20 protein-coding genes and 2 pseudogenes are annotated in these 22,135 nt (G+C 64.6%); 12 read left to right on the forward strand and 10 right to left on the reverse strand.

What is annotated here, in order from left to right; genetic code table 11:
* The first annotated feature begins 41 nt into the window (after window positions 1-41).
* Window positions 42-521 carry a hypothetical protein gene (locus tag ACFVJ3_RS43195; protein ID WP_378457906.1) on the forward strand — a complete coding sequence of 160 codons (480 nt, stop codon included), beginning with the start codon at window positions 42-44 and terminating at the stop codon, window positions 519-521.
* A gap of 141 nt (window positions 522-662) precedes the next feature.
* Here ACFVJ3_RS43195 and ACFVJ3_RS43200 read toward each other — a convergent pair whose 3' ends face one another.
* Window positions 663-1,835: an AAA family ATPase gene (locus ACFVJ3_RS43200; protein WP_378457907.1), complete on the reverse strand. Its 1,173-nt coding sequence runs from the start codon at window positions 1,833-1,835 to the stop codon at window positions 663-665.
* Between the two features lie 944 nt (window positions 1,836-2,779).
* Window positions 2,780-4,613, reverse strand: a pseudogene (locus ACFVJ3_RS43205) (RNB domain-containing ribonuclease).
* Between the two features lie 250 nt (window positions 4,614-4,863).
* On the opposite strand from ACFVJ3_RS43205, the gene ACFVJ3_RS43210 reads away from it, so the two are divergent.
* Window positions 4,864-5,139 (forward strand): LuxR C-terminal-related transcriptional regulator, encoded by a 276-nt coding sequence (locus ACFVJ3_RS43210; RefSeq protein WP_378457908.1) that lies wholly within the window; start codon window positions 4,864-4,866, stop codon window positions 5,137-5,139.
* A 123-nt stretch (window positions 5,140-5,262) separates the two neighbouring features.
* On the opposite strand, the gene ACFVJ3_RS43215 is transcribed toward ACFVJ3_RS43210, so the two are convergent.
* Window positions 5,263-5,601 carry a hypothetical protein gene (locus ACFVJ3_RS43215; RefSeq protein WP_378457909.1) on the reverse strand — a complete coding sequence of 113 codons (339 nt, stop codon included), beginning with the start codon at window positions 5,599-5,601 and terminating at the stop codon, window positions 5,263-5,265.
* Window positions 5,602-5,625: 24 nt separating this feature from the next.
* On the opposite strand from ACFVJ3_RS43215, the gene ACFVJ3_RS43220 reads away from it, so the two are divergent.
* Window positions 5,626-6,132 carry a GAF domain-containing protein gene (locus ACFVJ3_RS43220; protein WP_378457910.1) on the forward strand — a complete coding sequence of 169 codons (507 nt, stop codon included), beginning with the start codon at window positions 5,626-5,628 and terminating at the stop codon, window positions 6,130-6,132.
* Here the strand turns inward: ACFVJ3_RS43220 and ACFVJ3_RS43225 are convergent.
* From ACFVJ3_RS43225 to ACFVJ3_RS43245, 5 genes are all read right to left on the reverse strand, one after another.
* On the reverse strand, window positions 6,124-6,879 hold the full coding sequence (locus tag ACFVJ3_RS43225; protein WP_378457911.1) for a FadR/GntR family transcriptional regulator: 756 nt from the start codon (window positions 6,877-6,879) through the stop codon (window positions 6,124-6,126). The two genes, ACFVJ3_RS43220 and ACFVJ3_RS43225, sit on opposite strands and share 9 nt — an antisense overlap.
* A gap of 302 nt (window positions 6,880-7,181) precedes the next feature.
* A complete protein-coding gene (locus ACFVJ3_RS43230; RefSeq protein ID WP_378457912.1) occupies window positions 7,182-8,093 on the reverse strand; it encodes an enoyl-CoA hydratase/isomerase family protein in 912 nt (303 codons plus the stop codon).
* A gap of 24 nt (window positions 8,094-8,117) precedes the next feature.
* The gene (locus ACFVJ3_RS43235; RefSeq protein WP_378457913.1) at window positions 8,118-9,299 is read right to left on the reverse strand and encodes an NAD(P)/FAD-dependent oxidoreductase; all 1,182 of its coding nucleotides are present in this window, start codon (window positions 9,297-9,299) and stop codon (window positions 8,118-8,120) included.
* A complete protein-coding gene (locus ACFVJ3_RS43240; protein ID WP_378457914.1) occupies window positions 9,296-9,631 on the reverse strand; it encodes a 2Fe-2S iron-sulfur cluster-binding protein in 336 nt (111 codons plus the stop codon). Before ACFVJ3_RS43240 ends, ACFVJ3_RS43235 begins: the two co-directional genes overlap by 4 nt.
* A 13-nt stretch (window positions 9,632-9,644) precedes the next feature.
* Window positions 9,645-10,880: a cytochrome P450 gene (locus ACFVJ3_RS43245; RefSeq protein WP_378457915.1), complete on the reverse strand. Its 1,236-nt coding sequence runs from the start codon at window positions 10,878-10,880 to the stop codon at window positions 9,645-9,647.
* Between the two features lie 241 nt (window positions 10,881-11,121).
* On the opposite strand from ACFVJ3_RS43245, the gene ACFVJ3_RS43250 reads away from it, so the two are divergent.
* Window positions 11,122-11,334, forward strand: coding sequence for a hypothetical protein (locus tag ACFVJ3_RS43250; RefSeq protein WP_378457916.1), 213 nt, complete (start codon window positions 11,122-11,124; stop codon window positions 11,332-11,334).
* A 141-nt stretch (window positions 11,335-11,475) separates the two neighbouring features.
* On the opposite strand, the gene ACFVJ3_RS43255 is transcribed toward ACFVJ3_RS43250, so the two are convergent.
* Window positions 11,476-12,294: an SDR family NAD(P)-dependent oxidoreductase gene (locus ACFVJ3_RS43255; protein ID WP_378457917.1), complete on the reverse strand. Its 819-nt coding sequence runs from the start codon at window positions 12,292-12,294 to the stop codon at window positions 11,476-11,478.
* A gap of 160 nt (window positions 12,295-12,454) precedes the next feature.
* Between ACFVJ3_RS43255 and ACFVJ3_RS43260 the strand changes: the two genes are divergently transcribed.
* The 5 genes from ACFVJ3_RS43260 (at window position 12,455) to ACFVJ3_RS43280 (ending at window position 17,622) form a co-directional block, all read left to right on the forward strand.
* Complete coding sequence (locus ACFVJ3_RS43260) at window positions 12,455-13,600, forward strand: acyl-CoA dehydrogenase family protein (protein ID WP_378457918.1); 1,146 nt, start codon at window positions 12,455-12,457, stop codon at window positions 13,598-13,600.
* Between the two features lie 74 nt (window positions 13,601-13,674).
* Window positions 13,675-14,550 carry an acyl-CoA dehydrogenase family protein gene (locus ACFVJ3_RS43265; protein WP_378457919.1) on the forward strand — a complete coding sequence of 292 codons (876 nt, stop codon included), beginning with the start codon at window positions 13,675-13,677 and terminating at the stop codon, window positions 14,548-14,550.
* Window positions 14,551-14,564: 14 nt separating this feature from the next.
* Entirely contained in the window at window positions 14,565-15,728 is a 1,164-nt protein-coding gene (locus tag ACFVJ3_RS43270) for an acyl-CoA dehydrogenase family protein (protein ID WP_378457920.1), read from the forward strand.
* Window positions 15,721-16,650 (forward strand): acyl-CoA dehydrogenase family protein, encoded by a 930-nt coding sequence (locus tag ACFVJ3_RS43275; RefSeq protein WP_378457921.1) that lies wholly within the window; start codon window positions 15,721-15,723, stop codon window positions 16,648-16,650. Before ACFVJ3_RS43270 ends, ACFVJ3_RS43275 begins: the two co-directional genes overlap by 8 nt.
* Before the next feature lie 201 nt (window positions 16,651-16,851).
* Complete coding sequence (locus ACFVJ3_RS43280) at window positions 16,852-17,622, forward strand: SDR family NAD(P)-dependent oxidoreductase (protein WP_378457922.1); 771 nt, start codon at window positions 16,852-16,854, stop codon at window positions 17,620-17,622.
* Between the two features lie 301 nt (window positions 17,623-17,923).
* Here the strand turns inward: ACFVJ3_RS43280 and ACFVJ3_RS43285 are convergent.
* A pseudogene (locus tag ACFVJ3_RS43285) lies at window positions 17,924-19,213 on the reverse strand (IS1380 family transposase).
* 66 nt (window positions 19,214-19,279) lie between these two features.
* On the opposite strand from ACFVJ3_RS43285, the gene ACFVJ3_RS43290 reads away from it, so the two are divergent.
* The 3 genes from ACFVJ3_RS43290 (at window position 19,280) to ACFVJ3_RS43300 (ending at window position 21,590) form a co-directional block, all read left to right on the forward strand.
* Window positions 19,280-19,687, forward strand: a complete 408-nt coding sequence (locus ACFVJ3_RS43290) for a helix-turn-helix domain-containing protein (protein ID WP_378457923.1) — start codon at window positions 19,280-19,282, stop codon at window positions 19,685-19,687.
* A 385-nt stretch (window positions 19,688-20,072) separates the two neighbouring features.
* Complete coding sequence (locus ACFVJ3_RS43295; protein ID WP_378457925.1) at window positions 20,073-20,357, forward strand: transposase; 285 nt, start codon at window positions 20,073-20,075, stop codon at window positions 20,355-20,357.
* A gap of 153 nt (window positions 20,358-20,510) precedes the next feature.
* A complete protein-coding gene (locus tag ACFVJ3_RS43300) occupies window positions 20,511-21,590 on the forward strand; it encodes an IS110 family transposase (protein ID WP_257015341.1) in 1,080 nt (359 codons plus the stop codon).
* The last annotated feature ends 545 nt before the right edge of the window (window positions 21,591-22,135 follow it).

Here is a 22,135-nt window from a genome sequence, read left to right on the forward strand (position 1 = left end):
GATGTACGGGAAGGTTTTGTTTCGCGTTGAAGGGAAGTGTTGTGGGGGAGCTGGGCGCGGCGGGCAAGGTGGCTGTGATGGTGTCGTACTGGTGGAGCCGCGGGGACAGTCTCGCGAATCATCAACTCGGCCAGATCCTCACCCGCGCATCAGGTGTGGACGAGCTTGACATCACCGATCCGCAGTCGATCGACCGGGCCTTGCGGATCGCGGTCGCCGCTCCCGCGGTGCTGGCCGAGCTGGACGAGTGGTGGCAGATGGTCGAAACCCGCCGGGCAGGCAACAGCACCCGCAACCCGGGACTGGTCCTGGACCAATCGATTCGCTATCTCACCGACCGGCTCGACGCCGACACCCTCACACCGGAGGCACTCAACGAATGCCGTCGACAGGTCGCCGCCGTCGATCAGACGATCACCAGCGCGAAGGACCTTCCCGAACTTGCACGCCCGGACGCCGAGATGCTCGACCTCCTCGCCCGCTACCTGGAGGCACGCTCACGCGTTCTAGCCCTGGTGTGAACCCACCAGAATGAGCCGGTGCCGGCGTGGGCCACCCGACAGGACCGGCGAAGTTCATCGGAGGAAGCTGAAGCGCGGTATTGCCTACAAGAGTGCTGTCGGCGAGTGCGGTATACGACTCGGCGGGCGGTGCAGGGGTTTTCAGGCGGTGGGCTGGCGGCGGATGAAGTCGGCCATTCCCGGGACGGTGAACGCGATGCGACCGTGTTCGGGGGACCAGATGAGCCCCTTCTTGATGGCGGAATCACGGACATCGCTGACCGCGGTGGTCGCCACACCCATGGCTGCGGCGACCTTCCCGGACCGGGGGGTGGGTTCCCCGGTTTCGGCGATGGCGCGCAGGTACCGGCGCTCCCGGTCGGTGGCGCGGGTCCACCGGGACGGGAAGAACCCGTCGTCCAACGCTCGACGGCCTTCCTCCACGGCGAGGTGGGCGTCCTCGGTATCGAAGGGGGAGGCGGGGGCGGTGTGCCAGATCGCCTTGCCGAACTCTTGCAGGAAGTACGGGTAGCCGCCGCTGGCTTCGACGACGATGTCGAGCGCGTCCGGGGTGAACGCACCCCCGTGTGCCTCGACCGGGACCCGGAGCGCGTCGGCGGCATCTGTGGGGGAGAGCGGTCCGATGGTCCGGTAGGAGAATTGCCGTTCGGCGTAGGAGCGGCTGTCGGCGAGCACCGCCGGCAGGCTGGGCAGTCCGGCGCCGATGACGAAGAACGGCCATTCTCGTTGGCTGGCGCGGTGTTGCACCGCGAGCAGGGCACCGAGCAGATCGGGGTCGAGGTCCTGCATTTCGTCGATGAACAGTCCGAACGCGGCACCCTTCTTGCCCATGACGTCGCTGATCGCTTCGACCAACTCCTCGAGGTCGAGGTCGATGTCGCCGCTGGCGGCCCGGCCGCCGAGGGCGAGTTCGATCTTGGCCGGGCCCAGGCCGACGCCGAGGGTGAACCCGCGGGCGAGGGCGACGAGATCGTCGATGACCTTGTGCAGTTGATGTTTGCGGCTGAAGCGGCGCAGACCGACGGCGAGTTCGTAGCCGAGGCGGGCGCGGACCGCGGCGATTCCGGCCTCGTTCGGTCTGGCCTCGATGTTGATCGCCAACCAGCCCTGCCGCTCGGCGTGCTCGGCGAGGTTGTTGAGCAGGGTGGTCTTGCCGACCCCGCGGAGCCCGGAGAGCACCATTCCGCGGTCGTAGTTGCGCCGCTTGCTGCGGGCGACGAGGAGTTCGAATTCCTGGCGTTCCCGGTCTCGGCCTTCCAGCGCCGGGGGGCGGAGGCCCGAGCCGGGTTTGAACGGGTTCAGCGCGGGATCCATATCGACAACTATAGACATTTATGGGAAACATTCCATAAACCCCTATAACTTCCGATAGTGGCGGAAGGCGGCCGGTCCTCCGGTCTTGCTTCTGCTTCTTTGCAGCAGTGTCGGCGGACTTCCTCCCTCGCAAGGGCCGAGGGTCCCGTAGTTCTTCGGCGGAGACGGGGCGCGGGTCGGGATCTCGGAATTCGCTCGATGAGTGACATCGAGCGTGTGGGACTGGGCTGTAGATGATGCCGACGTTCGAGTTCCTACACGGTCGAAGTGATCACCAGGGTGTCGCCCGTCGCGCCTCTACATGTCCCCAGCACCGAGGCATCCTGCGCCACCCAGGCGAGAAACTGCGCCAACGCCGCGCCACCTATGTGAGAAACGCGCCAGATCGGCCGAGGACCGACACCCGTCCCGTGTATCCGTCGCCGAAACGGAACTCACATTCGCGCGACGCATCGAATACTGGTGGGGAGTGGGGGAGTGGCAGCATAGTCGCAGTTCAAAGGGGATAAATAAGTTGTCGATGGGTGGGGAGCGAGGGGTGAAAAGCAGCACTGAAACGGGTTCAAAGACACTCGATCAGGCCGGTAGGGCGCGCCCAGGTCGGAAATGCCGGTCAGTCGTCATCGGCACCGCAGTGCGGACTCTGCCTGACACATCGGCCGGAAACCCGCATCCGCGCTCGTCTCGACCGCCTGCCCGACGACCTGCTCTCGCCCAACCGCGGCGTGGGGTCCCTGCGTCATTCTGTTTCGGATCGAAAGGCGTCGGGATGGCGATGCTCCGATCGATCGACGGCGCTCTTGTCCGGGGCCGCCACGAGAGTGCCGTCCCCGCTTCGGTCGGCACGCCTCAGGCGGCTACCGGCCGGAGACTGACCGGCAGCGGTTCAGCCGCCCCGGCACCCGACCGGTGTTGCCGCGGTACCACAAGACCGCGCGGCGCCATCACTGCCGGGCGAAGAGTGCCTCGACGAGCGCGGTGGCCGATGCGGTCTTCGCCGCCGTTTTCGTTGATGCGTCGGCGGTGGCGGTGTGGCCGGCGAGGTGCACGGTGGCGGTGAAGCGGGGTGCGTGCGCGGGACCGTGGGTGCGGAACTCCCACTCGGGCGGGGCCTGAATGTTGTTCTGGGCCAGGCTCATCAGCCAGGCGATGGGGTTGGACAGGGCCTTGGATCTTTTCGCCCCCTCCAGGTTCAATACGGTTAGCGTGGTCGTATCGTGCGGTGGCGAGGGGATGACCCCGCCAGGGTCCTCGGACGCGGGCGGAGCAGGCGGCTGCGGGTTCTGCGGTGCCGCAGGCCATTCGGGTTCCGGGTCGGGGTGGTCGCTGCCGGCCAGATGCGCGCGCAGTGCCGCCCAGAGGGCGGCCTGTTCGGCGGGCTTCTTCGCAGCCGCGGTGGTCCAGGGTCCGCGGACGCCGAGGTGGGTGGCGCGGGCGGCGAACAGTGGGTTGTGGTCGGCGCCGTTGCGCCGGGTCTCGAGATCGGTGGGTGGTTGATCGGGGTGGGTTTGCCGCCACACCGACACCACACTCGGGCTCATCTCCGGATGGGCGGCGGCGAGGGTGTCGAGGACGCGGAGTTGGATCGGGCGCCAGGTGGGGTCGGCGGCATCGATCAGGACCGCGACGTCCGGGGCAGTCATCAGGTCGGCGTCGACACGGCGGGCGAGTTCGGCGGCGATCTCGGCCCGAAGCGGCCCGGCGGCTGCGGCTTTGAGCACCTTGTGGAAGGTACGGGCATCGAGGGCGCTGAGGTCGGCGGTGGCCTGCTCGGCGACGATGCGTTGGTCGGCGTGCTTGAAGTGGTTCTTCTTCGCTTCCCGCGCGGCGCGGGTGCGCCGGTTCAGATCCGCGCCGAGGGCGGCGAGCTGGTCCGGGGTGTAGGGGGTGGGGGAGTGATCGAGGTGGGCAAGGATAATCCGCTGGTTGATCAGGTCGGCCACCCGCCGCAACGGTGAGGTGACATGGGTGTAGGCGCTGAGACGAAGACCGTAATGTCCGTGGACCGTCGGATCGTAGCTCGCGGCCCGCACCGCCGGACCACGGCATCCCACCGGGACATCGGCGGGTCACCCCCACCCGTCCTCACCCGCAGTGGTCACCCAATTTTCGTAAGAGGATCGGCAACCCCTGCTCCACACACCACAACGCGATGGCCTCGTTGGTGGCGATCATCAGCTCCTGCACGATGACATAGGCGACGGTCCGCAGTTCGGCGGAGATCGCCACGATGGCCCCGTCCTCGTTGGCTGCCCAGCCGCGGGTGAGGTCGTAGAACGCGAGGGCACCGCCGTCGCGGCGGGCAGTCAGCAGGGCCTGCGCGGCAGCATCCGCTGCGGCCAGTGGGGGGTGCAGCGGATGTGCCGGGTCGGTCAGGATGACGGGCACCTCGGCGTGATCAACGGCCGCGCACCGGCCGGCCGGAATCTGTCCGCGGCCGACGGCGGTGTCGGCCAGCCGGCCGTCGGGGGTGAGAGTGCCGGTGACCCGCAAGCTGGTCCGCCGGGAATCGGAGGTCAGAGTGGCAGCCTGTTCGGCCGTGTCGCCGAGCATCGGGATGGTGCGGCTGCGCAGGTACCGGGTCTCGGCTCGCAGGAACGCCTGCTCGTCGGCCACGGACCCGAGACCGACAACATCGGTCACTCCCGCGATATGAACCTCGACCGCCCACCCGCGGCCACCGGGGAGGGGAGTGACGGAGAAGGCGTCGTCCCGGTCCCGCGCGGACGCCGAATCGATCATCAGCAATGTGGACACGTCGGTGACTGTCGAATGCATTGTTCGCCGCACCCCTTTGGTTCTACAGGCTTCCGACGATAACCAATCTCCACTCGGGCTCGTCAGCGACGCGCCTATCGGGGCATCACCTGCTAAAACCGTAAACCGGCTTCAGGTACGGTTTGTTCACCGCGGTGAACAACGGATAAAACGGACATCGCTCGTCGCCGACGGATGTGACCCATCCGGATGGGGCGCTGCCTCGAATCACGTCTGCGGCAACCTGCGGCCCGAGAAGGGTGAGATCGCTATGACTGCTGTTTCGGACACCGCATCGAACGCTGACGGGGCACATCCACCACGGCCCGCGCTGACCCCGCGGGAGCTGGAGATCCTTCGCCTCTGGCTGCGTAGCGAAACGAAGAGTGTGGCCGCCGCCGACCTGGGAATCAGCCTGGGCACGATCAACACCCACCTGGTGAGGATCCGAGCGAAGTACGCCGCCGTCGGCCGTCCCGTCGCCGACAAGTCCGGGTTGCTGATCCGGGCGCTGCAGGACGGGCTGGTGTCCCTCGCCGAGCTCTGACGTCGCTGGTCCGGGTGGCGGACGGTCAGGGCTTCCCGTGACTAGTTCTCCCTGATCGCGTGCGGATCTGCTGACGGGCAGCGTGCGCAGCTTCTCAGGATGGATCGGTGCGCCGGGGGTTGGTCAGGTCTGGTCGTGGCGCCGTGCCGCCCGGGCATTCTCGTGCGCGACTATCGCTTCCTGCCGCTCGTGATCGGTCACCGCCTCGTTGTCGCGGTCCGATGGGGGTGGTACCCCGAGTTGTGTGGCGATCTGCGCCCACGACCTGCCCGCCGCGAGGGCCTCGATGACCGCCCGGGTGAGGAGCTCGTCGGTCCGGTCGCCACAGAAGCCGCTGGGATCGGCGCTGTCAGCGTCCACCGGCACGCTGCCCGACCCGGCCCACTCGGGGAGCGCGGAGTGGTCTGTGCATCCACGCGACTCTATCGGTCGCACCGCAATGGTGATATGCAGCTCGGGCACGTAGTCGAGTGCGACGATGGGGGTATGGGATCCGGTATCGAACACCCGGTCGGCCCCGATCCTGGTGGCGGTTTCGAGCACCGGTTGCGGGCCGAACTCGAGCAGATCGCGCAGGACCTGCGGGCCGAACACGCCAGCCTCCAGGGCACCCTGGAGGTGATCACCAAGTCCGCGCGGGACGTGGTGCCCGGCGCCGAGGACGCCGGCATCACCCGGGTCACCCACGGCCGAGGTTTTCAGTCGCGGGCGGCGACATCGGAGCTGCCGGAACTGATCGATGACCTCCAGCACCGGCTGGGCGACGGGCCGGGTGTGCAGGCGATCTGGCACCACGAAACCGTTCTCGTCGCGGACATGGCCACCGAGCAGCGCTGGCCGAAATTCGCGCCGGAAGCGGCCAGGCTCGGGGCCCGGTCGATGCTGGCGTTCCAGCTCTACACCACCGAAAACGCCCTGGGCGCATTGAATCTGCACTCGACCCGGCCGGACGCGTTCGACGACGGGACGGGTCCGGCTAGCGGATCACCATGAACGAAAGGACTCCACTGCGGTGGCAGAGGAGCCGTCGACGATGCGCTCACCGAATTCTTTGAGCACCTTGCGTTGAGTGGCTCTCAGATGGGCTCCGGCGATGGCTGCGACCGAATCGAGGTCGCCGTCTTCGATAAGTTCGACCAGTTTCCGGTGCGCGTTGAGTGCCGCGATCTGCTCGGCCTCGGGTGGGTAGTGGCCTTGGCTTTGCATGAATGTCGCCCAGGTTTGCTCCTGAACCGACCACACGGCGACGGTGCTGCGCACGAGCAGCCGCGTTGTCTGATTGGGCGCATGATCGACAAGTGCGTCGTGGAAACTGCGGGCCGTGCTCGTGAAGCGGGCCCCGTCTCCGATCACCTTCTCGGTTTCCTCAAGGTTGGCACGCAGGGCAGGTATCACCGTCTCCAGTCGATCGGCCCGAGCGGCGCATGCCACTGCGCACATCGGTTCGAGGTCGAGCAGGCTGTCGGCGAGGTCGCTCAGCGTGACCCCCTGGCCCTGGAGTGACATTGCGAGCGCGAAGGCGGAGGACGTCCAACCAGGTCGGTGCACGTGGGCGCCGCCGATCTTGCCTCGCCGCACCGTGATAAGGCCTTCCGCCTCGAGGATGCGTAGAGCCTCGCGCAACGAGGGGCCGCTGGCGGCGTACTCGGCGGCCAGTGTTTCCTGGGTAGGCAGCAGACCATCCTCAAACGTGCTCTGTAGAATTCGGCGACGCAGATCGCCGGCGATCGACTCGGCCACCCGAAGCGACGCGCCCCCGCCCGTGAGAACCACTCGCCTTGTATCCACCGTTGCCCTCATGCTCTCCTCGATGACTAACCGAAATTCTGCTCACGTGCTTCCGCGGTCCAAGCGGGGGTGGGTGCACGTTCGTCACTGACCGGACCCCCGTACCTGCGCACAGTCCGTAGTCGTAGCGTGCAGCGAACACCGGCTCACCAAACTCGATCTTCCTAGGACCAACGTGTCGAGGTGCAGCGTACTCGTGGTCATCCACGCGGGAGGCGACCACGCCCGACGAGTCGTGTCCCACTCGTCACTGATCATCGCAACCAGTATCCGTTCGGCTTGACCTTCGCGCGATCGACACCGTCGGCCGCCAACGGATTACCGACCTGCGTGTACATCAGTGCCGACGACAGGGCCTGACCACGAGCCATGTCCAAGGCTTGCCACATCGCCTTCACCGTGCCCTGGACGGCTATCGCAGGCTGAGAGGCGATGAGGCGCGCGATCTCGTGAGCATGATCGGTCAGCAAGTTCTCCTCGACGATCTCGGTGACCAGCCCAGCGGCGAGAGCCGTCTGTGCTGTCATCCGCTCGTGGGAACCGAGGAGTGCCATGCGGAGCGCGCTGGAGAACTGCATGCGGGACGCCAGCGCGATCGGCTCCAGCGCCGCGACCATCCCGTAGGTCACGTGTGGGTCGAAGAACGTGGCGCTCGGAGAGCAGATCACGATGTCGCACTCGGCAATCCAGTACGCAGCACCACCGGCGCACATGCCGTGAACAGCTGCGACCACCGGTACCCATACCCCGTTTCGCTTCGGGCTCAGAGCCACGCCGGGGTCGGTGGACTCATTCCAAGGTGACGAGGCATCCACGAACCGATCCTCCTTGGCCAACCGCTCTTTCACGTCCACTCCTACCGAGAAAGCACGGTCTCCTGCGGCGCGCAGCACGATGGCACGGACATCCTGGTTCCCGCGGACGTTCGCCCAGAACTCACTGAACTCGACGCACATCTGATCATTGAAGGCGTTCAGCGCATCGGGGCGGTTGATGGTCACGGTCGTCACACCGTCGTCCCCACTCGCCACTTCGATTGTCTCGAAGGTACGTATCATGCTCTTCGCCCTCTCTTCGTTTCTCTGTACTACATGTGAACAGACATCGTCTGATTTCAGTTGGCACCCGGAGGAATCCGCCGGACCGCCATCGACGGCTGGTGTCATCGGGCCGTTTCGCGGGATGCTCCGCTACGTCGGGGTCAGGGCGCTTGGCTCCCAGCTTCTCGTCGCAGCCAGTTCCCGACGCGCTGACATGTATTCGGCTGGTGAATTTATGCTCTCTACTGAGACGAGTCGTCCGTCGGCGTAGGACCGGATCGAGAAGCGGTCCTGAGACATCTCGCCGTGGACAACTGCCTCGTCGTAGCCCCCGGTCCATCCTGCGGTCTTCAACTTCAGATCGCCTTGGTCTGACCAAAACCACGGCACCGCGTCGTTGGGTGTCGAGCTTCCCAGCAGGGTCGCCGCCGCCGTCTTGGCTTGGTCGACTGCATTCTGTACCGATTCGAATCGTCGCTCGTGCCCCTCGCGCCTGAGTGTGGTCACATCTCCTGCCGCCACAACCAGCGGATTGCTGGTCCGAGAGAACTCATCGACGACCACCCCACCCAGTGCAAGTTCCAGTCCGATCGCCTGCGCCAGCTCGGTTCGGGGTTGGGCGCCGATGCCGACGATAACGATGTCCGCATCGAGCAGACGCCCGTCATCCAGGACCACACCACGTGCCCGGCCTTTGGCTGTGTGGACCCGCTCCACCGTGCGCTCGAGTTCGAAGACCACGCCACGTTTGGTGTGGGCAGCCAGGAGGTAGTCGGCCAGGATCGGTGTGGCTGTCCGGCTCAACAACCGGGACTGGGCCACTACTGTGACGGCGATTCCTCTCTGACGCATGGCAGAGGCGATCTCCAGGCCGATGTATCCGGCTCCGACCACGACTGCCTTGCTGATCGTTGCTGCAGCCGCGGCCAGGGTCGAGGCGTCCGGCAGAGTTCGGAGATAGACGACGCCGTCGGCGTCGGCGCCAGGAACGCGGAGGCGGCGTGGTTCGGCCCCCGTCGCGAGCACCAGGCGGTCGAACGGTAGTTCGCGACCGCTTCTGGTCAGCGCGACTCCGTCGAGGTCGATCGTGTCCACGCCGTCTCCGAGAACCAGGTCGATGACCTGCGAGGCATAGAACTCGCGGGGGCGGAAGGTCAGGCGTGAACCATCGCCGTCGAACCCGATGCCCTTGGACAGGGGAGGGCGCTGGTAGGGAAGGAACGGCTCGTCGCCTACGATCGTGACCCGGCCGTCGTACCCCTGTGTGCGTAGCGACGTCGCCACCTGGAAGCCGCTCTGGCCCGCGCCGACGACCAGGACTCCGGTGGTCATGCTTGGATCTTCGGAACGATGACGCGCAGGCCGTCCAACTCCGGCGTCAAGTTGATCTGGCACGACAAGCGACTTCCTCGCCTTCGTTCGTCGAGCACACCTTCGAGAAGCTCGTTCTCCGTATCGTCTTCCTTCGATTCGGCCGTTCCGACGACGTCGACCCAACTTTCGTCGACGTAAACGTGGCAGGTGGCGCACGACATGAATCCGCCGCACTCCGCCACGATCCCGTCGACACCGCTTCCGGTCGCGATTTCCATAATCGACGCTCCTTCGGGACCGTCGAATGAGTGCTCTACGCCTTGAGGGTCGACACAAGTGAACTGGACCATGTGGATTTACTCCTCAGTACTTCGGGGTGACGGGTGCAAACTTGAGAATGAGGTCCACTGGTCCCCCCAGCATCGGTCGCCATCCCGATGTCGTCACCGGTGCCGCAATCGACACCTGGGTTAGATGCTGCGCCAGATACTCCAGTGCGAGCTGCATCTCGAGCCGTGCAAGATTGCGCCCTAGGCAGTAGTGCATTCCGTAGCCGAACAAGAGGTTGTATTTGCTGTCGCGGGTTGGCAGGAACGCGTTGGGGTCGTGAAAGATCACCGGGTCGCGACTGGCCGCCAGCATGTTGAGGATGACCCGGTCTCCCTTCCGGAAGGCATATGGCCCGACCTCGACGTCTTCCGTCGGCAGTCGCAGCAGGAACTGCACGACCGGATAGGTGCGCAAGGCCTCCTCCATCACCGCCGGGATCGATTCGGGATGCTCGTCCAGATGAGGCCACAGTTCGTTCTCCGTGATCGCCCGGATAACGGAGGCAAGTTGATTACGCGTCGTGTCTTGGCCGGCGAACAGCAGGTTGACGATGCCCCACACGACCTCGGTGTGTGTCAGGGCGTCCTCTTCACCCTGCGCGGAGACGAGTGCACTGATGAAATCGTCTTCAGGGTCGCGCGCACGTTGGGCCACAAGGTTATCCACGTAGTCGCGCAGTGTGGTGAGTGCTGCTTCCAGGCGTGGAAACGCCGGCTGCAACGGAGATGACCCCATTAACTCCAGTTCGACAGCAGATTGTGCGAATTGATGCAGATCGCTTGTCGGCACACCAAGGAAACGGCACAAGACCTGCATCGGGTACAACCGCGTGAAGTCCTGGACCACATCCATCGTCCCGGCCTTCAACGGCTGCTCGAGCACGTCCCGAAGGACCTCCTGAATCTGACCGCGTTGCTCGCCTACCTGCCGGGCACCAAATGCCCGGGCAAGAACCTTACGCACAGGATCATGGCGCTCTCGCGGCATGTTCAACAGCAGTCCTTCACTCACGAAGTCGAGAAGGATGGGCGGCGCAGACCGCTGGCGGAAGTGCGCGGTGTCCGCTGTCTGCAGGCGCGGATCGCCCAATACCTCTTGGCACAGGTCGTACGACAGGATTTCCACGCCGCGATGACTTCGCGCGAGCGGCGACTCAGCCTGCAACTTTGCGAGCACCTCGTAAGGAGCGGACTGGTACTCGGCACTGCGCACATCCAGCGGCGACAGGGTAGCCGTATGGGTATCGATCTGGAATTGATTCGCTGCCACGGCGGGCCTCTCTGTCTGACTAAACTTATAAAACATTTTTGTAATAAAGGCGTCGGGTCACAAGGATGGACCTAGGCCCTCAATCGGACCGGCCAGTCTTGCTTCTGCCGGACGTCGGCAGGTGCTCGGGTTAACTTTGCAATGATTATATAGATTACAGACGGCGGCGGCAAGCAAAAATGGGTAGCGGTGCTCTCAGTGGTCGCATTGTCGTGATACACCCCGCCGTCAGAGGAGTCGGATGTCATCTGCGCACACGTCTAGGAGTCATGCCGATTCGCCCGCTTCCGGTGAGCACTGGAGTACACCGGGTGCCTATCGGGTCGCGGAGGGCATCCACCGCATTCCACTTCCGCTGCCGATGGACGCACTCAAAGCCGTCAACGTATACGTTATCGAGGAGGACGACGGCCTCACACTGATCGAGGTATCCGAGCTGCCCGTTGGGGTTTGAGTGAGCCGGGCGTCGAAGGTGAAGAGCATCCCGGTCAGCTTCACCATCTTGATGTGAACTCGGGTAGGGTCGCTTGTCTTTGCAGCCCACACACACGCCGTCGGGCGCGGTTGCTGAACGCGTCCGACGGGCCTCGGCTACCTACTGGGCGAGCATGCCACCATCGATGACATATTCGCCGCCGGTGATGTAGGACGCGTCATCGCTGACCAGGAACAGGATGAGCTGCGACACCTCCTCGGGACCGGCCAATCGTCCCAGCGGAACAGCTGCGACGATCGCCGCTATGGTCTCCTCCGGGAGGGTTTCAAGAAACAACGGCGTTGCAACCGGGCCAGGGTGGACCGAGTTGACCCGGATGTTCCGTGAACCGTATTCCGCTGCGGTCGCCTTCGTCAGGCCGCGCACCCCGAACTTCGCCGTGGTGTAGGCCGCATTGGGGGTCCCCGGGAGGTGTGAAAATCCAGCGACTGACGAGATGTTCACTATTGCGCCGCCGCCGGCCGCGGTCATCTCCGGCACCACGGCCCGGGTGCCGTAGAACGAGCCGTTCAGGTCGATGTTCACCGTGCGCAGGTAGTCGTGATCACTCAGCTCGGCGATCTGAGTGATGGGCCCAGTCACTCCGGCATTGTTCACCAGCACTGTGATCGGACCGAACCTGTCATTCGCTGCAACGACGACATCGGCCCAGGACGCCGGGTCGCTTACATCGTGTTTCACGAACAGCGCGTTGGCCCCCAACTCATCGGCCAGCGCGGCCCCCGAGTCCTCGTCGATGTCGGTTATCACAACATTGGCGCCTTCGGCCGCAAATAACCGTGCGTGTGAGGCACCCATTCCACTCGCTCCGCCGGTGATCACGGCTACCTTGCCTGCCAGTCTCTCCATCACAGTTCCCTTCTTGTCATCCGACGCGGGCCGTATACCCTGCGCGCCTTGTCTTTCGGTGAACAGCAAACCGTCATCGCCGCCTGGCGCGTCTTCGATGATGTTCGCGAGCCATCGCGCTGAGGCACCCGCGCGAGTGTCGTATCGATCGTCGGCGTCAAGGACTAGCGTAACTAGTTAATGTTTATATACATTAGTCTCAAAAGCTCATAACCACTAGGGAGGCAAGGTGCTCGACTATCGCGAACCCGGCGAGGTGACCGAATTGCGCCAACAGCTGCGGAAACTGATCGGGGAGCACGTGCCGCCCACATTTCTGGGCGCGTTCACGACCGACCCGGCGGACCTGGACGTGACTCAGGACTTCTGCCGCGCGCTCGGTGGGGAGCGCTTGCTCGCAATGGCCTGGCCGGAGGAATACGGCGGTCAAGGCGCGAGCCACTGGGAACAGACCGCTTTCCGAGAAGAGATGTGGGCTGCCCACGAGCCACGCGGTGCCCAGTACATGGGCATCAATTGGGTGGGTCCCATCCTGATGCGCCATGGCACAGCCGATCAGCGGGAACGGCACCTTCCCCAGATCGCGGCGGGGGAGGTCATCTGGGCGCAGGGCTTCAGCGAGCCCGACGCCGGCTCGGACCTTCCCGCTCTACGGACCCGTGCCGTTCGCGACGGAGCGGGTTGGCGCATCAACGGACAAAAAATATGGACGTCGTACGCGCGTATGGCGCAGTGGTGTTTCCTGCTAGCGAGAACCGGACCCCAGTCGAGTCGACGACACGGCATCACGGTTTTCTTGGTCGACATGAATCAGTCGGGCGTCAAGGCTAGGGCGATCGACAGCATGTTAGGAGAACATCACCTCAACGAGGTGTACTTCGACGACGTGTGGGTTCCAGAGCAGAACATACTCGGAGAGGTGGATGACGGATGGCGGATTGTCAAAGAAGTCATCGCGTTCGAGCGCGTGGGCATCGCCCGTTACGCGCGCTGTGAACGGCTGCTGAGCTTTGCCCGAAACGAGCTGCGGGAGAAGTGGGAAGAGCTTCCGGCAGCACTACGTGCGCGGTGGGCGCTGGCGCTCGTGCACTGTCGACGGGCCCATCTGCTCGCCTACAAGGTCGTCGACGCGCAAGAGCGCGGAAGCGTCGATCCAGCGGACTCGGCGGCATACAGGATAGCGGTCACCACACTGGATCAGGAGGTCGCAGAAGTGCTGATGGACATGGTGGGCAACTGGGCGCTCGGCACTCCAGACAAAAATCGAATTTTCGAGCGTGAAGTAGAAGACCACTGGCGATACGCGCAGGCATCAACCGTTGCGTCAGGGTCTCTCGAGATGCAGCGACAGACACTGGCGAGGACACTGCGATGATCGTGAGCCAATTGACACCGGAAGCACTCGGCTTGGCCGACGTTGTGCGCGCACAAGTGAAGCAGGCAGGCGGAGTGGATCTGCTCCGCCGAGCCATCGATGATCCGTCCGCGCGCCGCCACGTCCATGCACTGTTATCGGCAGCCGGCGTGTGGGAGCTCGACCCACTGGGCGACGAACGAATCGAGCTCGAAGCGGCGGCAGCCGTCGCCCAGGTCGCCGGTGAATTCGCTCTGCCCTATCCTGTGGCCGAGCGCCTGTCGCGCGCGCCAGGCAGCGAGGGCACTTTACTTGTCTCCGTTCGCGAGGGCCGGCAAGTCGCCAACCATGCTGACCTCGAGCTTGCGTGGACCGCAGTCGACCTGACCGGCCGGGCCTTCGAGGTAGTCGGGGCCTCCGGTCGACTTTCCACCAAGCTCGGTCCGTTCGCGGCAGAAATCGAGCTGAGGCCAAGTCATCACTCGGCGCCTCGGTTGGCGGCTCTCGCCACCGTGCTCCATAGCTGGTGGCTACTGGGACTACTGCGGAGTGCCCTCGCAGACACCGTTCGCTATGCGGGTGAACGTAAGCAGTTCGGTCATGCGTTGCTGGAATTCCAGAGTGTTGCGTTCGGCATGGCCGACATGAAAGTAGCGGTCGACGGACTCGAGGAAATCGCCAAATATGCGCTGTGGTCCGTAGGGCAGGACAGCGATGGCGGGGACGCTCTGACCGACGCGCTGAGCTTGCGGGTCGCTGCACTCGAGGCCTCGCACATCGTGATGCGAGGTGCACACCAGTATCACGGCGCCATGGGTTTCACCAATGAGGTGGACGTCTCGTGGCTGTCGCGAGCCAGTCAAGCGGTCCGCCGCTTGCCGGACGGCGACAGCGTGACGCAAGAACTACTCGCTTCGATGATGAGCACCCGTGGCTTCGTCGCTGTGGGGGTACCGGTGCTGGAAGCATGACGATCGGAAGGAGCATGGTGACTGACACCGACACTGACTCGGCCGAGGACCTGCACACCGAGGCAGGTTGGGATGCGTGGCTGCGTAATCGGTTCCACGATATGGCCGCCTTTCGGGCGACGCCCGGTGACGATTTGGATACCCGAATCGAGAAGGGCGCCGGACTTTTGGGGTACCTCAATGAGCACGGCGCAGCAGGCTCGGGCTGGCCGATCGAGGTCGGTGGTTTAGGTGGTTCCGCTGTCGACCGTGCGGTCTTCTATGACGTGATCACCCGTCATGGTTTCGGGATGCCGGAGTCGGCGGCGGTGACGGAGGTGATGGGGTCGGCACTGGTTAAGTTCGCCCCAGTTCTCGCTAGCGCGTATTTTCCCGATCTGTTAGCCGGCCGCTCGCTGTGGTGCCAGGGCTTTTCCGAACCTGAGGCCGGCAGCGACCTGGCCAGCCTGCGCACCACAGCCAGGAAAGTTGATGGTGGTTGGCGGCTCAGCGGCCAGAAGGTGTGGACATCGTTGGGCCACCGATCAGATTGGTGCGGTGTGTTGGCGCGCACGGGTGCCCCGGACAGTCGTCACCGCGGTCTGACATTGTTCTGGATGGACATGCGCGCTGTTGGTGTCCAGGCCCGGCCGCTCGAGTCCCTGACTGGTGAGGACGACTTCTCAGAGCTATTCCTCGACAGCGTCTTCGTCCCGGATGGTCATGTCGTCGGTGATGTCGACGCGGGCTGGGCGATCGCGATGTATCTACTTCAGTACGAGCGGGGTATGTGGGCCTGGCAGCGTCAGTCGATCATGCATGCCATGTTGCAGGAGGCCGCCGATCGGGTCGACGATCCGCAGCGAGTTGCCGACATCATCGCCCCAGCCTATTCGGCTCTGGCAGCGGTGCGCCTACGGAGCCGGTCCACCGTGCGTCGCCTCGCTGCCGGTGAACCGCTCGGGCCCGAGGTGTCGGCCGACAAGGTGCTCCTCGGTCACGCCGAGCACGTCGTGAACGATGCTGTTCGCCGTTTGACGCCTCACTTTGAAACCTCTGATGCAGCGGAGGTGAGTAGCGTCCGTCGCGAGTGGTTCTACTCCAGAGAAGCCACGGTGTACGGCGGCGCCGTCGACATTCAGCGCAACATCATCGCCCAGCGAGTGCTCGGCTTGCCCAGGGAGGGCCATCGTGGTTAATGATCTCACCAATAGCATTCGGGCGGCGGTGCACGCTCTCATCGAGGCCACGCCAGAAGGGGTCACTACCGAAGAGCTGGTCGATTTCGGCTTCGCTGACTTGCTCGAAGAAGACCCGCAACTCGCAGTGTCAGGATTTTTCGAGGAGGCAGGCAGGATGGCCGCTGCCACGGCAGGCCTCGGCATCCTTGCACACTGGACCACATCCGACACAGTCGCTGAAAACCCCGCGCTGACGCTAGCACTGACACAGGGCCTCTACGGCGTGGTGCTAGGACCACGAGAGACCGGCACCCGATTTCTAGCTGTCGACGTCGAGAGTCGTCGAGGGTGGCTCTTCGATGCTCCCGAAAGCCTAGGAAGAAGAGTAAATGGAATTGCGCCCGCGAATGGTCTGGTCGAGGTGGCGATTCCGAACGCCGACCCCGAGACGACGCTCTCGTCCGACGTTGCCAGACGGGTCGTGGACAATCTCCTCAGGGCCGTCGCCTACCAACTAGTCGGGCTCGGCACGCGCATGCTGGAAATTAGCATCGAACACGTCTCGAACCGGATCCAGTTCGGACGGGCAATCGGCGTCAACCAGACTGTTCAACACAGGCTCGCCGATGTACACGTAGCCCTCGAAGGGACCCGAGCCGCGCTGGAGGCGACCTGGGAAGACGACGGGTCACTCCTGATCGCCGTCGCTCACAGCCGAGCCAACGAAGCAGCCGATTTAGCGGTGCGCCACAGCCTGCAAGTCTGCGGAGGCATGGGATTCACTGAGGATTTCGCACTCGCACCGTTAGTGCGTCAAACCCTTCTTCTGTCGGGGCTGTTCGATGCGACCAACCACGTCGGTCGGGAACTTCGCGCACACCTGACCAGCGCCGGTCGCGTTCCCAGACTCGGCCAGATGAGCAAAATCCGCACAGCTTGAGTTCGTGGCGAATCCTCCACGGTCGTTCGCAGCCGAACCTTTGCATTGATCCGCCTCGCTTCCGCGACAGAAGTATCGGAACAGTCCGTACACGACCCCGGCGGCAGAGACATTCGTGGGGCTGATGCTGCGATTCAATCCGAAGACGAGCCTCGTCGACCGGGCGAGCAGTTGAATCCAACAGTTGAGTATGGAGTAGAAATGATCGATGTTCCACCGTTGTTCTCTCTCGAGGGCCGCACCGCCCTGTTGACCGGCGCCACCGCCGGGCTCGGTCGGCGCTTCGCGCAGGTGCTGGTCTCGGCGGGGGCGCGCACCGTGCTCGTGGCACGCCGAGAGGAACTCCTCGAAGAGCTTGCGACCTCGCTCGGGCCACTCGCAACACCCCTCGTCGCGGACCTGTCCGATCCCGAACACGCCGCGCAGGCTGCCCGCAAAGCTCTACAGCTGATCGGCCCCATCGACGTGGTAGTCAACAACGCCGCATACTTGGCGGCCGGCGTCAAAGCTGAGGATGAGTCACTCGATGACATGCAACGCACACTCGCGGTGAACTTGCTATCGCCCATTCGCATCGTCCAAACGCTCTACCCGGAGATGCGAGCGCGTGGATCAGGGTCCATTGTGAACGTCTCCTCCATTGTTGCCTCACACGGCATCGGGCGGTTTCCGCAAGCTGTCTATGCCGCCTCGAAAGGTGGGCTGAACGCAATTACCCGTGAGTGGGCAGCCCAGTGGAGTCGTCACGGGATTCGGGTCAACGCGATCGCACCGGGTTTCATCAACACGGAAATTACCTCTGAGGTGTTCGACCTTCCCAAAATTCAGGACTGGATCAAGCGCAACACATTGTTGCCACGCGGCGGCTATCCCGACGACTTCGACGGCGCACTTCTCTATCTGGCTAGCGACGCCAGTCGCTACGTCACAGGACAAATAATGACCGTCGATGGGGGCTGGACGGCGCACTGAAACGTTCTGGGTTGAGCAGTCGCGCCCAATTCGAAAGCGGATTGAACCAGAGAATCGAGATAGCGATGTGTGACGTCGATCCATTCGCAACAAACGCAACGCAACGTGGACGTAGTCGGTTCGGTCGCAGCGCAGCTGTCGGCGGAGGTCTAAACCCGAATGCACCGATTGACTGATGTGTCCGTGTGGAGTTTCGTTGTGCGGCAGCGAGTAGGTTGTGGGCGTGGGTGATCGTCCGACCGCTCGTGTCGGGTGGTTCCACTGGGTGTTTCGCGTCGAGGCTGGGCAGGTGTCGCGGGCGTTAGGCGAGGATTGGCTGGTTTCGGCCGAACATGCAGTCGAACAGGGTGTTCCACGCTGTTTCCCATGGCCGATGCTGCGGGAGGTGCAGCGTCAACCGGCGGGCAGAGGAGGCGATCCGTGCGGGGACCGCCGCGACCATGGTCCGCCGGATGGTCCCGGTGGTCGCTTTGACCAGCTTCGGGTCGTCGGTTAGGGTGTCCGCGGTGCGGGTGAGATTGAACGCCATCACCGCGCAGACGAGCCAGGCGGCGAGCGCGGAGTTCTTCAGGTCCGCGTGCACCTGCTCGACGATCGCGTGGTGACGGTGCAGCTTGTCGGCGGCGACGGTATCGAGATCTGTGGGGTCGGTGGTGGTGAAGAAGGCGTGGAACCGTCAGACTCGAACAACGTCCCCTGGTCTCGATCCTTCTTCGGCCGCAGGTCGGGGATACGGCGCACGACCAACCGCCCGGGAATCCGGTGCGCCTTGGCCTGGGAGGCGAACGCGGTGAACTTCGATCTCGGCGACCTCAGCACGCGAGATCCAGGTGTCGGTGTCCTCGTCGTAGAGGGCATCGGTGTATTCGATCGGCGTCCAGGCGTTGTCGTCGTCGATCGATTCGATTGCTCTCTTGATGGTCGAGGTCAGGTGTACGGTCACCGAGACGTCGGCTCCGGCGCGAATCGCGGCACCGAGGGTGGGGTGTCCGTAGAACGCCGAGTCGAACCGAACCAGCGCTTTCGGAACCGCCCCAGCGGTGACGTCCGTGGTTGCGTCGGTGGCCGCCGCGCGGGAGCGGTCGAGGGTGGCCAGGGTGTCGGCGACCATCCGGGCGGCCCCGCGCGGGGATCCGCAGGCACCCCGGCGAAGGCGTTGACCCACGATCACCGGCGTCGCGGTGTCGGTGGTGACCGTGGCGAGCAGGGCGTTCAGCCCGCGGACCCCGGAGTAGCCGTATCCGGAGCCTTGTTTGCCGTGGCGGTGGACTTCGATGATCGTGTCGTCGATGTCGACCAGTACTCGCCCGGTGTCGATCCCCGAAACCAGCGGTGATCGCTGGGCGAGCGCGCATAGGAACCTCGATGCGACGGCCTCGAGCTCGTCCGCCTCGGTCTCGCCGGCGCCGGTGCTGCGGTCCTGCGACCGCCCGTTACGGGCGGTGTCCTTGCGGACCCATGTCCGTAGCGTCTCGCCACTGACGCCCACGTCCGCGGCCACATCCGCGTACGTGCGTTTACCGTCGGCCGCCCGGTACAACGCGACCGCGTCCTTTCGGAATTCCTCCGTGTACAGAGACTGGCGTCCCACCTCGACATCCCCCTGGCTCTCCTAGAACCATTGTCACGGGTGTCCACTCCAAGGGGGCAGCCTCAGTTGACCACGACCGGGGTGCATCCGGCCTCGATGATCCGGCGGGCCCGGGTGTTGCTGGCGCTGGACACCTCGGTCGGGGTGGTTGAGGAGAAGGAGGTGATCGCGGCACGGTTGGGGGTCTCGGGTGAGACGGTGCGGCTGGTGGCCAAGCGGTTCGCTGAGACCGGTCGGGACGTGGAGACCACGATCGGTCGTAAGCAGCGTGACCTGCCACCGGTGCCGTCGCAGATCACGGGGGAGGTCGAGGCCAGGTTGATTGCGTTGGCCTGCTCGAAGCCGCCCGCGGGTCATGCCCGGTGGTCGCTGCGGTTGCTGGAGAAGCACGTCGCCCTGGTCGAGGACATCCCCGACCTGGACCACTCGACCATCGGCCGGGTCTTAAAAAAACGAAACTTCGTCCTCACCTGAAGAAGTGCTGGACCATCCCACCAAAAGCTAACGCGGAGTTCGCTGCTCGGATGGAGGATGTTCTGGCGGTCTACGCCCGCCCCCACGATCCCTCACGCCCGGTGGTGTGTATGGACGAGAAGCCCTACCAGTTGCTGGCCCATGCTCGTGACCCGATCGCTGCAGCCCCGGGCCGCGACCGGCGAGAGGATTCGGAGTACGTGCGGCACGGGACCTGCTCGATCTTCTGCTGGACCAGAGCCCCTGGCCGGATGGCGGCGTGTCGATGCCCAGCCCCGGCGCACCAAGATCGACTGGGCCGGACAGGTCAAAGACCTTCTGTGCGTGGACTACCCAGACGCAGAGACGGTGGTGCTGGTGATGGACAACCTCGGGCACCCACGGCATCGGATCGCTCTACGAGGCCTTCGAGCCGGCCGAGGCGTTCGCGCTCGCGCAGCGGCTCGAGATCCACCACACCCCCAAACACGGCTCGTGGCTCAACATTGCCGAGATCGAACTCTCGGTGCTGACCCGCCAGTGTCTGGACCGGCGCATCGACGACCTCGAGACACTCAACGCCGAACTCGCCGCCTGGCACGGACCAACGCCGATCAACGCCAGGTCCAGTGGCATTTCACCACCGACGACGCCCGCATCAAACTCCGCCACCTATATCCCAAACACTTAGTGGTCTGATTCGTTAATTGAGGTTGTCCCGGGTCTCGTAGAAGTTTAGACGATATGAGGGGCTGGGCTGGGACCTCACTCACATGTGAACGTGGGTTGCCGGCAGGAAACGGGTCCTGGCCGGTAGAGCCACAAGATGTGGGAGGCCCCAGCGATGAATCAGCGTACAAGTATCGGTTTGGATGTACACGCACGATCGGTGGTCGCCTGCGGCCTCGACGGGCAGACGTGTGAACTCTTCGAACGCCGACTGACACCCGATCAGGGCGAGATCCTCGAGTGGATCCGGATGCTGCCGGAACCGGTGGCGGTGACGTACGAGGCCGGGCCGACCGGATTCGGGCTCGCGCGGTGTCTGACAGCGGCGGGCATCGAGTGTCTGGTGGCGGCACCGTCGAAGCTGCAGCGCCCGCCCGGAGATCGGGTCAAGAACGACGCGCGCGATGCGCGGCATCTGGCTCGTCTGTTGCACCTCGGACAGATCGTCGAGGTGTCGGTGCCGAGTGTCGAGCAGGAGGCGGCCCGGGATCTGGTCCGCGCCCGCGAGGACTGTCGTGGCGATCTGATGTCGGCCCGCCATCGAGTGTCGAAACTGCTACTGCGGCAGGGGATTGTCTACTACGGCGGCCACGCGTGGACGAAGGTGCATGACACCTGGCTGCGCGCCCAGCACTTCGATGCGCCCGGTCTGCAGCTGGCGTACGAGACCGCCTATGACACCATGCTGGCGGCGGTGGACCGGCGGGATCGGCTGGATGTGGCGATCGCTGCGATGGCCACCGACAGCGACTACACCCCGGTGGTGACGCGGCTCGGTTGCCTGCGCGGCGTGTCCACGCTGACCGCGTTCGGGCTGGCCGTGGAGATCGGCGACTGGCAGCGCCTGACCGGACGCTCGATCGGCGCCTACCTCGGGCTGGTGCCCACCGAACACTCCTCCGGCGCGACACGCTCGCAGGGGTCGATCACCAAGACCGGCAACTGCCACGCCCGCCGGCTGCTGATCGAGGCCGCCTGGCACCACCGTCCCCCGTATCGCGCCGGAGTCGAGCTGCGGCGACGTTGGGACCATGCCAGTCCCGCGGCTCGGGCCCGCGGACAGCAAGCAAACCGGCGCCTGCACGCCCGCTGGGCCGGGTTCGACGTCCGCAACAAACGCCCGGCACTGGCGAATACCGCGATCGCCCGCGAACTCGCCGGCTGGTGCTGGTCGCTGGCCGTGCTGGACACCTGAAAACCCGGTCCCCGTCCCGCATCCCGGTTGCGAGTGTGGTCGTCGACTCGTCGGCCGGAAAGGTCGGTTCTCCTCGCTGCGCTGCGGGGACTCCACCTTGTCCTCCCTCGTCGCCGACGACCGGTGAGGCAAGGACCGGGGGAACGGGGACCCCACAGCGTCCGGGCGAATCATGCGGTGGTGACGGCAGCGCCAGGGAGTGATCCGCGAGCCACCTATTGAGCAATCCTTAACTGTACGTTGGGATCACGCTCGACATTAGACCAGCGATCCACTCCAGCCGAACAACCGTCCTGCGGTACCCAACCCGCGCATATCAGAGTTGACCACGCGTCGAAACAGACACGCTCGCCACCACCCCAGATCGACCGGACCCACAGAGGCGGCGCCCACGACGACGGTCCTGGACGCCGCCTCGCCCTGCGCCCTTGACAAACCGGTGTACATATCAGGTGGCGGTCCCCCCGCTCGAGACCTGCCGTGTGGTAGGTGTCGGGCGTCCGCCAAAGACACACCGACAGCAAGGGGACCGCCGTGAAGAAGAG

Origin of the sequence: Rhodococcus sp. NPDC127593 (assembly GCF_042671975.1) — a bacterium.
Lineage (GTDB): Bacteria > Actinomycetota > Actinomycetes > Mycobacteriales > Mycobacteriaceae > Rhodococcus_F.

Bases quoted from the DNA above. Each gene is read 5' to 3' on its own strand.
- ACFVJ3_RS43235 (WP_378457913.1), bottom strand. From the start codon at position 9,299: ATGACCACCGGAGTCCTGGTCGTCGGCGCGGGCCAGAGCGGCTTCCAG.
- ACFVJ3_RS43230 (WP_378457912.1), bottom strand. From the start codon at position 8,093: ATGACACCAGCCGTCGATGGCGGTCCGGCGGATTCCTCCGGGTGCCAA.
- ACFVJ3_RS43200 (WP_378457907.1), bottom strand. From the start codon at position 1,835: ATGGATCCCGCGCTGAACCCGTTCAAACCCGGCTCGGGCCTCCGCCCC.
- ACFVJ3_RS43220 (WP_378457910.1), top strand. From the start codon at position 5,626: ATGGGATCCGGTATCGAACACCCGGTCGGCCCCGATCCTGGTGGCGGT.
- ACFVJ3_RS43300 (WP_257015341.1), top strand. From the start codon at position 20,511: ATGAATCAGCGTACAAGTATCGGTTTGGATGTACACGCACGATCGGTG.
- ACFVJ3_RS43250 (WP_378457916.1), top strand. From the start codon at position 11,122: ATGTCATCTGCGCACACGTCTAGGAGTCATGCCGATTCGCCCGCTTCC.
- ACFVJ3_RS43270 (WP_378457920.1), top strand. From the start codon at position 14,565: ATGGTGACTGACACCGACACTGACTCGGCCGAGGACCTGCACACCGAG.
- ACFVJ3_RS43240 (WP_378457914.1), bottom strand. From the start codon at position 9,631: ATGGTCCAGTTCACTTGTGTCGACCCTCAAGGCGTAGAGCACTCATTC.
- ACFVJ3_RS43280 (WP_378457922.1), top strand. From the start codon at position 16,852: ATGATCGATGTTCCACCGTTGTTCTCTCTCGAGGGCCGCACCGCCCTG.
- ACFVJ3_RS43210 (WP_378457908.1), top strand. From the start codon at position 4,864: ATGACTGCTGTTTCGGACACCGCATCGAACGCTGACGGGGCACATCCA.